This window comes from Gloeomargarita sp., assembly GCF_053491055.1.
In genome coordinates this window covers 1-11,801 of sequence record NZ_JBRCEP010000040.1, presented here as the reverse complement: position 1 = coordinate 11,801, position 11,801 = coordinate 1, and the positions used below count along the sequence as shown (strand labels likewise).

16 protein-coding genes are annotated in these 11,801 nt (G+C 54.9%); 9 read left to right on the top strand and 7 right to left on the bottom strand.

Going from position 1 to position 11,801, the window contains the following annotated elements; all coding sequences use genetic code 11:
• Both ACWISF_RS04440 and ACWISF_RS04435 read right to left on the bottom strand, forming a co-directional pair.
• Positions 1-60 (bottom strand): IS630 transposase-related protein (locus ACWISF_RS04440; protein ID WP_448380386.1); only part of this gene is annotated, 60 nt, incomplete at its 3' end.
• Between the two features lie 707 nt (positions 61-767).
• A complete protein-coding gene (locus tag ACWISF_RS04435) occupies positions 768-854 on the bottom strand; it encodes a hypothetical protein (RefSeq protein ID WP_448380385.1) in 87 nt (28 codons plus the stop codon).
• A gap of 241 nt (positions 855-1,095) precedes the next feature.
• Here ACWISF_RS04435 and ACWISF_RS04430 point away from each other — a divergent pair, with 241 nt between their 5' ends.
• On the top strand, positions 1,096-1,521 hold the full coding sequence (locus ACWISF_RS04430) for a VOC family protein (RefSeq protein ID WP_448380382.1): 426 nt from the start codon (positions 1,096-1,098) through the stop codon (positions 1,519-1,521).
• Positions 1,522-1,525: 4 nt separating this feature from the next.
• Here the strand turns inward: ACWISF_RS04430 and ACWISF_RS04425 are convergent, their stop codons facing one another.
• Positions 1,526-2,680, bottom strand: a complete 1,155-nt coding sequence (locus tag ACWISF_RS04425; protein ID WP_448380384.1) for a cysteine desulfurase family protein — start codon at positions 2,678-2,680, stop codon at positions 1,526-1,528.
• 105 nt (positions 2,681-2,785) lie between these two features.
• Here ACWISF_RS04425 and isiD point away from each other — a divergent pair, with 105 nt between their 5' ends.
• From isiD to ACWISF_RS04410, 3 genes are all read left to right on the top strand, one after another.
• Complete coding sequence (gene isiD / locus ACWISF_RS04420; protein ID WP_448380381.1) at positions 2,786-2,998, top strand: protein IsiD; 213 nt, start codon at positions 2,786-2,788, stop codon at positions 2,996-2,998.
• Between the two features lie 95 nt (positions 2,999-3,093).
• Positions 3,094-3,432, top strand: a complete 339-nt coding sequence (locus tag ACWISF_RS04415; RefSeq protein WP_448380380.1) for a hypothetical protein — start codon at positions 3,094-3,096, stop codon at positions 3,430-3,432.
• Positions 3,432-4,751: an IctB family putative bicarbonate transporter gene (locus ACWISF_RS04410; RefSeq protein ID WP_448380379.1), complete on the top strand. Its 1,320-nt coding sequence runs from the start codon at positions 3,432-3,434 to the stop codon at positions 4,749-4,751. The genes ACWISF_RS04415 and ACWISF_RS04410 overlap by 1 nt, the downstream gene beginning before the upstream one ends.
• Here ACWISF_RS04410 and ACWISF_RS04405 read toward each other — a convergent pair.
• Both ACWISF_RS04405 and ACWISF_RS04400 read right to left on the bottom strand, forming a co-directional pair.
• On the bottom strand, positions 4,727-4,975 hold the full coding sequence (locus ACWISF_RS04405; RefSeq protein ID WP_448380383.1) for a DUF2973 domain-containing protein: 249 nt from the start codon (positions 4,973-4,975) through the stop codon (positions 4,727-4,729). The two genes, ACWISF_RS04410 and ACWISF_RS04405, sit on opposite strands and share 25 nt — an antisense overlap.
• A 23-nt stretch (positions 4,976-4,998) precedes the next feature.
• Positions 4,999-5,301: a DUF2605 domain-containing protein gene (locus ACWISF_RS04400; RefSeq protein ID WP_448380378.1), complete on the bottom strand. Its 303-nt coding sequence runs from the start codon at positions 5,299-5,301 to the stop codon at positions 4,999-5,001.
• A gap of 135 nt (positions 5,302-5,436) precedes the next feature.
• Here ACWISF_RS04400 and ACWISF_RS04395 point away from each other — a divergent pair, with 135 nt between their 5' ends.
• From ACWISF_RS04395 to ACWISF_RS04385, 3 genes are read left to right on the top strand one after another with little or no spacing between them, the layout of a single operon-like run.
• Positions 5,437-5,763: a rubredoxin gene (locus tag ACWISF_RS04395; RefSeq protein ID WP_448380377.1), complete on the top strand. Its 327-nt coding sequence runs from the start codon at positions 5,437-5,439 to the stop codon at positions 5,761-5,763.
• A 6-nt stretch (positions 5,764-5,769) separates the two neighbouring features.
• Entirely contained in the window at positions 5,770-6,750 is a 981-nt protein-coding gene (locus ACWISF_RS04390) for a photosynthesis system II assembly factor Ycf48 (RefSeq protein ID WP_448380376.1), read from the top strand.
• Positions 6,751-8,103, top strand: coding sequence for a lysophospholipid acyltransferase family protein (locus ACWISF_RS04385; RefSeq protein WP_448380375.1), 1,353 nt, complete (start codon positions 6,751-6,753; stop codon positions 8,101-8,103). It abuts the gene before it with no gap.
• Here the strand turns inward: ACWISF_RS04385 and mltA are convergent.
• A complete protein-coding gene (gene mltA, locus ACWISF_RS04380) occupies positions 8,057-9,145 on the bottom strand; it encodes a murein transglycosylase A (protein ID WP_448380374.1) in 1,089 nt (362 codons plus the stop codon). The genes ACWISF_RS04385 and mltA overlap by 47 nt on opposite strands.
• A 227-nt stretch (positions 9,146-9,372) precedes the next feature.
• Here mltA and ACWISF_RS04375 point away from each other — a divergent pair, with 227 nt between their 5' ends.
• Together ACWISF_RS04375 and ACWISF_RS04370 are read left to right on the top strand one after the other, a co-directional pair.
• Entirely contained in the window at positions 9,373-10,167 is a 795-nt protein-coding gene (locus tag ACWISF_RS04375) for a DUF975 family protein (protein ID WP_448380373.1), read from the top strand.
• A gap of 50 nt (positions 10,168-10,217) precedes the next feature.
• On the top strand, positions 10,218-10,664 hold the full coding sequence (locus ACWISF_RS04370) for a CopD family protein (protein ID WP_448380372.1): 447 nt from the start codon (positions 10,218-10,220) through the stop codon (positions 10,662-10,664).
• 533 nt (positions 10,665-11,197) lie between these two features.
• On the opposite strand, the gene ACWISF_RS04365 is transcribed toward ACWISF_RS04370, so the two are convergent.
• Positions 11,198-11,801: sugar phosphate nucleotidyltransferase (locus ACWISF_RS04365; protein WP_448380371.1), on the bottom strand; the 604-nt coding region annotated here is incomplete at its 5' end.

Genomic DNA, 11,801 nt, shown 5'->3' with positions numbered 1-11,801 from the left:
ACTATTCCCGTTCTCAATGAAACTTATCACCTTCTTCCGTAAATCCAGACTGTAACACATTCTGATTCTCCTCCTTGATTCTCACCTTCCTCCCCATCTTACACCCCCCTCTCATAAAATGTTGCATTTTCAATAAAAATGACTATACCTCTAGTGCACGGCAATTATCATAATTTGCCAAAGGTTAAAGAGGACAACTGCCATTGTCGCCTGGAGGATGACGGTGGGGTGTAGTCATGGGTGGCGGGAGCCTAACTAAACCTATAGTTATAGCTAAGCATACAAAGGTTGACATGATATGGGTCGCCGGGTGTAGCCCCACAATGGCGTAGCCATGAATCTTCAGGCGACAACCTTAACCTACATAGCTATACTTCGGTTTAGAAGGCGACATTGACCGGTGGAGTAATTATGAATAACTTCATTAATGGTAGTGCCAGGGGAAACGTACATCCGCAATTTTTTTATAGCTAAGCATACAAAGGTTGACATGCTATGGGCGCTGGGCGTATCCCCACAATGGCGTAGCCATGAATCTTCAGGCGACAACCTTAACCTACCTAGCTATAATGCCCTAAAGTCATGCTCAAGCAGTGGTGTTGAACCCTGCAACAAAAGTCCATAAATTCGCGTCAGGTAAAATGCTTAATGAGAAAATTTTTGTTATATATTAGTTTCCAACAAGTTTGGGACATTCACCTTTACCTGCAAACCCTGTCCTGGAAGGGGATACCGTGATAACCAGTGCCTCAACGTGTGGCATTTTCTTAATATATTGAGCCTGGCACCACCCCAAACTCTTGCGCCCTTTGGTTCAAGGTCTTATTGGGGTACTTCTCCGCATCTTCATTCAGTCTGCCAATATCGCCTCACGCTTCTTGTGCAGGCCAGATTGGGTTTATTTAGCTTGCGCGGTTGATGCCGAAGATTCACGCTGCTTTCGTGATGCGATTGCCGTTCACAAGGAAACTCATCACCTTTTTCCGTAAATCCAGACTGCCACACATACTGACCCCTCTCCTCAATTCCTACTTCTCCTCCATCCTTCACCCTCATCTCATAAAATGCTACATTTATAGTACTGTAACTACTTCTATGTCTCAGCCCCTGTTTCATCTGGCATTTCCGGTAGGGGATATTCCCCAAACTAAGGCGTTTTATGTCGCTGGTTTAGGATGCACAGCCGGACGGGAAACCCCTCGCTCCCTGATTCTCAACTTTTATCGGCATCAGTTGGTTGCCCATGTGACCCCGGAAATTTATCCCCAAAAAGGCATTTATCCCCGGCATTTTGGGCTGGTATTTGCTAGGGAATCGGAATGGCACGAACTCTACCAGCGGGCACAGGCGCATCACTTACCCTTCTATCAGGCAGCCAAAGTGCGTTTCCCCAATTCCCCACTGGAACACCGCACGTTTTTCCTCGTTGACCCCTTTGGCAACTTGTTGGAATTTAAGTATTACGTCAATCCAGAAGCCATTTTTGGTTGTCAGGAATACGCCCAAATCGGGGATGGCTAAGATGCTAGCGATGGGAAAAAACAGGGGTTAATTGCTGCAAAATTTCCCCGAAAACGGTCACCGCCCGGTCAATTTCAGCCGGCGTGGTCTGATGGCTGAGACTAAAGCGCAACCCACAGCGAGCCAGATGGTCGTCATAACCCATCGCCTGTAACACCGGGCTGGGTTGGGTTTTGCCACTGGCGCAGGCAGAACCAGAACTGACGCACACCCCCCGCTGGTTCAGATAATGGACGAGCGTTTTGCCCGTTTGTTCCCCTTGCGCCCCCGTCCAAACCACGCTGACATGGTGGGGCAACCGATCTGGCCAAGCTCCGGTGAGGCGCAACCCCGGCAATTCCTGCAACCGGGCGCACAGATAGTCGCGCAACGCCTGCACCTGGGACACCTGGGGCAAAAACTCCGTCTGGGCCAACTGGGCCGCCACCCCCAAACCCGCCAACAGCGCCACCGGCGGCGTTCCCGAACGCTTGCCCCCTTCTTGACCCCCGCCGTACAACCAGGGCTGGATATCCACACCCCGCCGCACCACCAAAGCGCCACAACCTTGGGGGCCGTAGAACTTGTGTGCCGACAGGGAGAGCAAATCCACACCCAAAGCGGGAACCTCTACCGGCAAACGCCCCACCACCTGAATGGCGTCAGTATGAAATAAAACACCCCGCGCCCGGCAAATCCGGGCAATTTCCGCAATTGGTTGCAAGGTTCCTACTTCACTTTGCCCATAAATAACACTGACAAGAACGGTATTGGGTTGCAGATGCGCTTCCAGGGTTTGCGGGTCCACCCGGCCGCAGGCATCCACCGGCAGCCTTGTAATCTGCCAACCCCGTTGCGCCAGCACGGTCAATGGAGCGTGTACCGCCGGATGTTCCACAGCGGAAGTGATGATGTGTTGGGGGCGTTCGTACTGCTGGGCGACGCCAAAAATCGCCAGGTGATTGGCTTCGGTACCGCCGGAGGTGAAGATGATTTCTTCCGGCGTGACCCCTACCAATGCCGCGACCGCCATCCGGGCCCGTTCCACCACCATGGCCGCCCGTTGCCCGTAGTGGTGGATGCTGCTGGGGTTGCCCCACGCCTGCGCCAATACCTCGCGGACTCGGGCGATTACCTGGGGATGGGGGGGCGTTGTGGCGCTGTAATCCAGATAAATCATAGTTTTATTCTGCCATGCCGCCGCCACTGCCCCCCTCCGTACTAGGCTATAAAAGAAATAAAGAATTATCCCTGGCCCAACGTGCCGGTTCAGTGAGGGTTGCCGATGAATGCCCAAAACATGACTGACCAAGACATCCAGCGCCTGACCCCTGCGGATGTGGCGAAACTGGCGCAAAGGCTAGAACAAGACGATTATCCCAATGCCTTTGCCAGTCTGGCAGATTGGCATTTGTTGCGCAAAATTGCCCTGCGCCGCCCGGAGTTGGTGGAACCCTACCTGCACCTTTTGGATTGGGAAGCTTTTGATGAAGCCTAATCCAGCCTGTTCGTAGAAGGGGGCGCTAGGGATTAAAATAAATACTTGGTCTATCCCACGCCTAAAGGGGCGACTGCTGTTGTTTGGGGGGGATTATGGGTTTTATCGGCAGACTGTTTGGTGCGATTTTTGGCTTTATTGGGGGCATTTTCCGAGCCATTTTTGGCATTTTCCGGCGGCAACCCCAATCAACCGCAAACCAAGCGTTTTTCCTGGACCCGGAGGAAGCCAAAACGCTGGGGCGCCCATCGGAGTCTTCTCGGGAAACGCCAACGGTTTCTCCCACAGCCAAGCCGGAACCGGTGACGACCCAACCAGCCTCTGTCCCTACGGTGGTGTTTGGTTCGGGTTCCCCGGATTTGCGCAACCGGCGGCGGCCTGGACCCAATATGAGTTTGTTTTTGGATATGGCTAAACAAATCCGTCGGGCCTAATGCTGCCGACGCCTTGGTGGGCGGCCAGTTGGGTAACCGGTTGGTGGGGCAAGGGCGCTGCCTGGGCTGCGGCCAGCCTGGTGGGGCGATGGCGGGACGGGGTGGCGGCGGCGTGGGTGGCAGGGCTGTTGCTGGGTTTGCCGTTTTTGACCAATGACCAGTTGGGTCTGCTCCTGTTTGGCGGCGTTGGCCTGGTTTTGGGGTTGTGGTTTGTGGAGCCGCCGGCGGGAATTTGGGGAACGGCAGTGCTCTACTGGGTGACGTTGACTCTGGCAACGGCCTTTTCCCCGGTGAAAATGGCGGCTTTGAGCGGCTGGGTCAAGGCCAGTTTGTATCTGATGTCTTTGGCGGTGCTGTTGCGGGGGGTGCGCCGCTGGGGCCAGGGGTTAATGGTGGTGTATTTACTGGTGGGGTTGCTGGTGGCGGTGGTGGGGTTGCGGCAATGGTTTTTTGGGGCGGCAGCCCTGGCGACGTGGATTGACCCGGAATCGCCGCTGGCAGGCACAACCCGCGTGTATAGCTTTTTGAAAAATCCCAACCTGTTGGCGGCCTATTTGCTGCCGGGGGTGGGGATGAGTCTGGGCTGTCTGTGGGCCTGGCGTACCTGGGCACAGCGGGGATTGGCGCTGACCCTGGTGTTGGTGCTGACTGCCTGTGTGGTGCTCACCGGCAGTCGGGGGGGGTGGCTGGGGCTGGCTGCTGTCTACGCCAGTTTTGCGGTAGGGCTGGGCTGGGGCTGGTGGCAATGGCGGTGGCAGCGTCCTTTGTGGCAACGGATTCTGTTGTGGCTGGGCATGGGATTACTGCTGGTTGCGCTACTGGCCCTGTTGGGACGTTCAGAATGGTTGCGCCTGCGCTTTCTCAGTATCTTTGCCGGGCGGGCCGACAGCAGTAATAACTTCCGCCTCACTGTCTGGGCGGCGGTGGTGGCCATGATCCGGGACCACCCTTGGCTGGGGATTGGGCCGGGCAATCGGGCGTTCAATCTGATTTATCCCCTCTACCAACGACCGAATTTCGCTGCCCTGGGAGCCTATTCGGTGCCGCTGGAAGTGGCGGTGGAATCGGGGTTGCTGGGTTTGGCCGCCTTTGTGGCGCTCACCGGCAGCATCCTGCAGCGGAGTTGGCAGACCTTATCCCAGAAGATGCGGCACCCCTGCCCCCAAACCTTTGTGCTCCTAGGGGTACTGGCAGGCATGGTGGGCACCATGACCCACGGCCTGGTGGATACCCTCTGGTTTCGCCCGCAGGTGCAACTGCTGTGGTGGTTTAGCGTGGCGCTGGTTTGCCAAACCTACGCTTCCAAGTCATCCCCGTAGAGTTTGTCCAACTGCTGGCGGGCTTCCTCTAAATTCACAGACCGCACCACCAGCAGGGGTTCGTCCAGCGGGTTGCCCGCGGCATCGAAAAGTTCCGGGTGGGACGCCGGCCGCTGCGGGGGATACTGGGACTCTATGCTGAGATGGATCAGGCTCCGCAACAGATTGCCCAAGGCCAAGACCGCCAGAATTGTAAACAGCACAACGTAAAGCAGATGTAATATCATGGGACTAACCGGTGCCGAAGTTATGGATGGGGATGAGTACGGTTTTGTAAACGCAAGCGCCAACATTCGAGGACCAGCCGGTGCCAACCCATTAACACGGTGGTGTCCACACCCACACCTGTACTGACAAGCAGGGTGTGGGCGGCCTGGACTTCCGCTTCCGCCTGGGTGATCTGGGCCAGCAGGGCTTCGCGTTGCTGGGCTTCCAAAAAGGGGAGACTTTCCCCCGCCAACATCTGACGGGCTTGACTAAACCAGTACAGGAAGTCCTCAAGCAGAGGCTCCAGCAGCGATTTTACTATGGGAGAATGGGGGGAGGTCATAATTGGTTTATCAACACAGGATTTACTTCTCCCTACAATCTTAAGTCTTTTTACACTTCTTAACAATAGGGGGAGGGGACGCCAGGGCGGGGGGTGGCCCTATGGCATAATAGGAACGGCGTTGGGATGGGTTGTATGGCAGAGCCAGGGGTGGCGGCGTTGTCCCGCTACGAGTGTCGCGCCTGTGGTTATATTTATGAGCCGGAGCAGGGGCAGCCGGAAAAGGGGATTCCGCCGGGGACGGCGTTTGCGGATTTGCCGGTGGATTGGCGCTGTCCGGTGTGTGGGGTAAAAAAAGCGGCGTTTGTCAACATTGGCACCAAAGCCGTGCCGGGGTTTCCCGAAAATTACCGCTATGGTATCGGGGTCAATCGGCTGACGCCGGGGCAAAAAAGTTTGTTGATTTTTGGCGGGTTGGTATTGGGGTTTTTGTTTTTGATGAGTTTTTATGGGGTGAAGTAGGGGCCTATGGGGCGGTGGTTGGTGGCCTTGTTGTGTGTGGTGTTGTTGGGGTGTAGTCGGGGGCCGGCGGCGACGACGGTTCATCCTTGGGAGTTGGTGCCGCTGCCGACGAAAGCGACGTTGATGGACATTGCCTTTGACCCGGCGGATTTGTCCCATGGTTGGTTGGTGGGGACGGAAGGGACGCTGTTAGAGAGCCGGGATGGGGGCAAAAGCTGGGTGTTGCGGCCGTTGGATTTGGGGGGGCTGTACCGGCTGACGGCGGTGAGTATGCGCAACGGGGAGGGTTGGGTGGTGGGCAAACCGCCTTTGTTGTTGCATACGACGGATGGGGGGCGGTCCTGGGTGCGGATTCCTCTGAGTGAGCAGTTGCCGGGGGTGCCGATTGCGATTACGGCGCTGGGGGAAGGGGCGGCAGAAATGACGACGGATTTGGGGGCGATTTACCGCACGACGGATGGGGGCAAAACCTGGCAGGCGCAGGTGGAACGGGCGTTGGGGGCGGCGCGGGATTTAGACCGGGACAGCCGGGGGCGTTATATGGCGGTCTCGTCCAAGGGCAATTTTTATTCCACTTGGGAGCCGGGGCAGTCGGCCTGGGTGCAGCACAACCGGGAGAGTTCCCGGCGGGTGCAGAGCATGGGGTTTACGCCTGATGGGGGCTTGTGGATGTTGAGCCAGGCGGGGGAGTTGCGTTTTAACCCGGATGGGCAGGAGGGGCACTGGAGCAAACCGCTGCAACCGGAGGGGAATGTGGGGTTGCTGGGCATTGGGTTGCTGGATATGGCCTACCGTTCTCCCCAGGAAATCTGGGTAGCAGGCGGCAGTGGCACCTTGTTGGTGAGTTTTGACGGGGGGCAAACCTGGCAGCAGGACAAGGCGGTGGCCGATATTCCGGCGAATTTCTACCGGATTGTGTTTTTCACGCCGGAGCAGGGGTTTATTTTGGGGAATCAGGGCGTCTTGCTGCGCTACCGGGGGGCGTAGGTGCGGCGGGCGGAACCCGGTTTACCCTTTATTCCCCCCTACTATCAGCCCTGGGTGCGTTGGGTGATTCAGGTGCTGTTGCCCTGGTGGTTGCGTCGCCGGTTGCACATTACCCAGGTGCGGGTGGAGGGCGCGAGGGCGTTGGTGCCCTGGTACCAGGCGTTGCAGCAGAATCAGGCGCGGGTGTTGTTGGCGTTTCGCCATCCCACGCTGGATGACCCTTATGTGATGTTCTATCTGCTTGCTTACGCAGTACCGGCGGCGGCGCGGGCGCTGGGGGTCAAGCTCCGGTTGCCGGTGCACAACTATTTTGTCTATGACCGGGGGATTCCCCTGTGGGCGGGGCGGTGGGTGGGCTGGCTGTTTTCCCGCTTGGGGGGGATTCCCATTCAGCGGGGGCGGATGGACCGGCTGGCAATTAAAACGATTCGGGAGGTGTTGGTCCGGGGAGAAATGCCGTTGACGGTGGCGCCGGAGGGGGGCATCAACGGCCAGAGTGAGCGGGTGGCGCCTTTGGAGCCGGGGGTGGTGCAGATGGGGTTTTGGTGTTTGGAGGATTTGGCCAAACAGGGGCAGGAAATGCCGGTGGTGGTGATTCCCATCGGCATTCAGTACGGGTATGTGCATCCCCCCTGGGCAAAGGTGGGCGAACTGCTAACACGGATGGAAACCCTGGGTGGGTTGCCGGTGCCCAAGGAGGTTCCCGGGACCACAGAGCAGCACGCATGGCTTTATGGGCGTTGGTTGCGTTTGGTGGATGCGCTGTTGACCGAAATGACGGACTTCTACGCCCGGTTTTACCATTGTCCGCCCCCCAGTTTGCCCCCGGCGGTGGCTGAACGGGTACAGACACAGTTGGCACATTTACAGGATAGGGCTTTGCAGGTGGCGGAGGCGTTTTTTGGGGTGGCGGGGGAAGGGACGCCGATTGAGCGATGCCGCCGCTTGGAAGCCATCGGTCGGGATTGGCTCTACCGCCAGGATTGGCCTGACCTGTCTCCCCTGGCCCGCCATTTGGCCGACCAACTGGCTCAGGAAACGGCTGGGCGGCTGTGGCATATGCAGTTGGTGGAACGGCTGACCAGTGTGGCGGTGGATTATGTGCAAGAAAAGCGCTCAGCCGACCGTTTGGCCGAAGTGACATTGATGCTTTGGTCGGTGGTGAACCACCTCCAGGGCAAGGAGCAGCCTGTGCATCTGGGAGAACGCTGGGTGGCGGTGCGGGTGGGGGAACCCATCCGGCTGAATGACTCTTGGGAAACCTATCGCCGTAACCGTAAGTCTGCCCGGGAGGTGGTCAATCAGGTTACGGCACTGTTGGCCGCCCGGTTGCAGGGGTTGATCCAGACGTAATTCCGGCCAGGGCCGACTTTTTCGCCACCAGCAACCACAACTGTCCCGGTTGTTTCATCAAACCCGCCCGCAGTTCCGCCGTTGCCCCCTGTCCCCAGAAAATATCGCCCCGCCCATGCCCGACGATGGCGCTACCTGTATCCTGCACCAGCATAAACCGGGTCAAGGGGCGCCAGGATTGGGCGGTCACCGGATAGGTTGTACGCACAAACGCCAGCCCGCCCTTGGGAACCAAATGCTGATCCATGGCCAGGGAACGTCCCGCCGTCAGGGGTTGACCGAGGGCACCGCCGGGAGCTTGGTCTTGGGGAGCAAAAAACACATAGCGGGGGTTGTGGGCAAAAACCCGTGGTATTTCCTGGGGATGTTGGCGGAGATAGGCCTTGATGGCGGGCATGGACACAGTTTCCGGAGTAAACACGCCCTCCTGCACGAGCAATTGCCCAATCGAGCGATAGGGCTGGTTGTTGTGTCCTGCAAACCCCACCCACTGCCTGTGCCCATCGGGAAACACCAACAGCCCCGAACCCTGCACCTGCAAAAAGAAATGCTCAATCGGGTCCACGTAAGCCAAGATAGGCGCCCGTCCTGCCAAGGCTCCCTGTTGGATTTCCGTGCGGCTTGCCTGCGTCGCTCCCGGATAACCATGCACCGGTGTATGCCATATCCCCTCGGGTTGACGGCGGGCAGGGATTTCTGGTTGGTAGTAACCGGTAAAAAAGGCTGCCCCCTGGTCATTCTGGCTGGCAAACACGGTAAACTGCTCCGCCAATACCTGCTGCCGTTGCGCCGGTGGCAACCCCATCACCCGCTGGAAGAGCCGCAACGAAGCCTGCATTTCCTGGGGACTGTACTGCTCCCTGCCGTAGGTAAACCGCGTCGCCGGATGCACCTGTTGATAGTAGTGCAGGGAGCGTTGGATGGCCTGGTTCAAGGACGCCCGTGTGCCATCATCCTGCCAGCGTAATCGTGCCACCTGCGCCGCCGTCAGAGGGACAAGCTGGCCTTGCGCCCCTACATGCCTAGCCAACAGAAACCACATCCCGGTTCCCAGTGCCCAATGTTTCATGACGCGATTCGTGTCTTGATAACCACAACCATTAAAAAAATACTTTACTTTTTATGTCTTGTTGAGGTAGTTCCGGGGTACTCAGATGGCCAGGTAACCCGATAAGAAATGGGAACTTGAGCTGTGTCCCGACGATTGCTAGACTGGCAATAAACCCTTGTCAAGAAACAACTATGGTGAGGCATACATCAGAAGCAATTGTGAATCGGCAGTATCAAGTGCGCATCGGCCAATACATTGGCGATGGCTGGCAAATTTTTACCACTAATGCGGGGGGATACATTGGCTTTCTATTACTTTCGGGATTCATTAATTTTATTTTTAATGTAATCCCCGAAGTTGTGGCTACTATAATTGGTATCGTTATATCTTGGCTACTTCAAGCTGGGAACTACTTTGTGGGTTTTAAGATTATGCATGAGCAACGACCGGAGTTTGAAAGTTTTTTTAATGGCTTCAAGGGCAATTATTTTCTACCTATCATTCTAACTAATTTAGTTTCGGGGTTGATTATCAATCTCTTTGACATACCAGCAATCTTTTTCTTCATAGTTGCTTCTCTTCCATGGATTCAAAGTTTTCTAAGAGAGGTCAATGCCCAAGCTGCTGAACTCGATCCAGACATTGAGAAACTTCTGGAATTGCTAGAGCAACTACCGCCGGTTCCTGATAAATTGCAACTTATTTTGGTTTTACTAGGTCTGGTTTTGTTGCTAGTGGGGCTGTATTTTACTATTTCCTATACCTTTGCCATTCCCTTAGTGGTGGAGCACAAATTTGACTTTTGGTCGGCAATGGAAACCAGCCGCCGCCTGATCTCCCGAAATTGGTTCAGTTTTTTTCTGTTTAGTCTCACTATTCTTCTTATCAATGTCCTGGGGCTGTGTTTATGTTGCGTAGGACTGCTGGTGACTGCGCCTTTAAGTACCTGTATGATTGTGGCGGCGTATCGGGATATTATTGGTTTAAACCCCAGTAATAGCCATTATTCTTGACTGTCTAAGCCACTTCTTTTTGGGCAAATGTAAATCTGTAGGTGACAGCCATGCTATTCAAAATCCTGGTTGTTTTACATACTTTGGGAGCTACGGTTTGGACCGGCGGACACCTAGTCTTGGCGGCGACGGTCTTGCCCCAGGCGTTACGCAACCACGACCCAGAGCGCCTTCATCAGTTTGAAGAACACTTTGAAGGATTCGGACTAGCCGCCCTGCTGCTCCAAGTCATCACTGGCGGGTGGCTTACCTGGATTTACTTCCCTGGTTTGCAAAACTTGTGGGCATTTGACTCCTTTTTATCTCGCTACATCCTCATCAAATTGGGCCTATTAGGCGCAACACTTGCCCTGGCCATCCATGCGCGTTTTTTTCTCATTCCCAAACTCACTCCATCAAATCTCAAGGCGCTGGCTTATCACATTGTCGGTGTAACCATCTTGGCCGTTTTGTTGGTGGTTTTTGGAGCAGGCATTCGTGTGGGCGGTTTCTCCTAGCCATATCGCAAACGATACTTGACCCTGAATTCTGAACATCTCCGCCGTGTATCGGAACCGGTCGGCAAGCCAAGTTCATAAGGAACGTACCACGCCAAGGAAATGGAATTTATAGTCATTTCAAACAAGTTTGCGACATTCGCCTTTACCGGTAAACCCTGTTCTAGAAGGGGATACAGTGATTACCAGTGCCTCAAAGTGTTGCATTTTCTTGTGAAACGACTATAATTCCGTTTTCACAAAAATTCTACTTCTTCATAGAGCCTCTAATGAACTTATAACCCCCAATACGAGTTACAGATAGCGCACGAGCTGTATTTTTGCTCCTTGTATTTCCGGCAATGACTGTAAACTTTTTCCCCATGTCAACTCTGGGCAACCCTCCGCTCCATACCCTTGCTATACAGCCACAATTTTTTGCCATAACTCCCATCAGGTTGTATCCTGTAATAATGCAAGAGACGGTAGTTCACATGAGTTAAATTGTTGATAGGAATGTTATGGTTCATCGGGGCAGAATTCGCTCCAGAACTCTAAATAATTGTACCATCAGGAATCGTGGCATTTTTGATAATGACCACAATCCCACTGCGGATATAAAAACCTAGGCTTTCCCGGTCTGCTTCCTGCACCCAATCTTTATTGATAATCTGCACCTCTCTACCGATGCGGGCATTTTTATCCACAATCGAGCGGCGAATCACCGTATTCTCGCCAATCCCCACAGGAATATGATTCTGCTGGGGTTCTGGGAATCGTTGCTCGTAGGGTTCATAAAAGTCTGCTCCCATCAGCAACGTATCTTCAATGACACAGCCCGACTGAATCCGGGAGCGCACCCCCAACACCGAATGCCGCACCCGACATTGTTTCAAAATACAGCCATCGCTGACCAGGGACTCACTAATCTCACAATCCAGTAATTTGGAAGGGGGTAAATAGCGGGGACGGGTGTAAATGGGCGCCTTTTCATCGTAGAAACTAAAGGGGGGATTCGGCTGTTTGGTTAGGGCCAAATTGGCTTCATAAAACGATTCAATCGTCCCAATATCCTCCCAATAGTCGTTGAATAAATACACCTGAATTTTATAGTCTTTGATGGCCGCCGGAATCACCTCTTTACCGAAATCGGTGCGG

What these genes read in the sequence shown, in the direction of transcription:
- ACWISF_RS04430 (WP_448380382.1), top strand. Translation starts at nt 1,096, where the DNA reads ATGTCTCAGCCCCTGTTTCATCTGGCATTTCCGGTAGGGGATATTCCC.
- ACWISF_RS04425 (WP_448380384.1), bottom strand. Translation starts at nt 2,680, where the DNA reads ATGATTTATCTGGATTACAGCGCCACAACGCCCCCCCATCCCCAGGTA.
- isiD (WP_448380381.1), top strand. Translation starts at nt 2,786, where the DNA reads ATGAATGCCCAAAACATGACTGACCAAGACATCCAGCGCCTGACCCCT.
- ACWISF_RS04415 (WP_448380380.1), top strand. Translation starts at nt 3,094, where the DNA reads ATGGGTTTTATCGGCAGACTGTTTGGTGCGATTTTTGGCTTTATTGGG.
- ACWISF_RS04410 (WP_448380379.1), top strand. Translation starts at nt 3,432, where the DNA reads ATGCTGCCGACGCCTTGGTGGGCGGCCAGTTGGGTAACCGGTTGGTGG.
- ACWISF_RS04400 (WP_448380378.1), bottom strand. Translation starts at nt 5,301, where the DNA reads ATGACCTCCCCCCATTCTCCCATAGTAAAATCGCTGCTGGAGCCTCTG.
- ACWISF_RS04395 (WP_448380377.1), top strand. Translation starts at nt 5,437, where the DNA reads ATGGCAGAGCCAGGGGTGGCGGCGTTGTCCCGCTACGAGTGTCGCGCC.
- ACWISF_RS04390 (WP_448380376.1), top strand. Translation starts at nt 5,770, where the DNA reads ATGGGGCGGTGGTTGGTGGCCTTGTTGTGTGTGGTGTTGTTGGGGTGT.
- mltA (WP_448380374.1), bottom strand. Translation starts at nt 9,145, where the DNA reads ATGTGGTTTCTGTTGGCTAGGCATGTAGGGGCGCAAGGCCAGCTTGTC.
- ACWISF_RS04370 (WP_448380372.1), top strand. Translation starts at nt 10,218, where the DNA reads ATGCTATTCAAAATCCTGGTTGTTTTACATACTTTGGGAGCTACGGTT.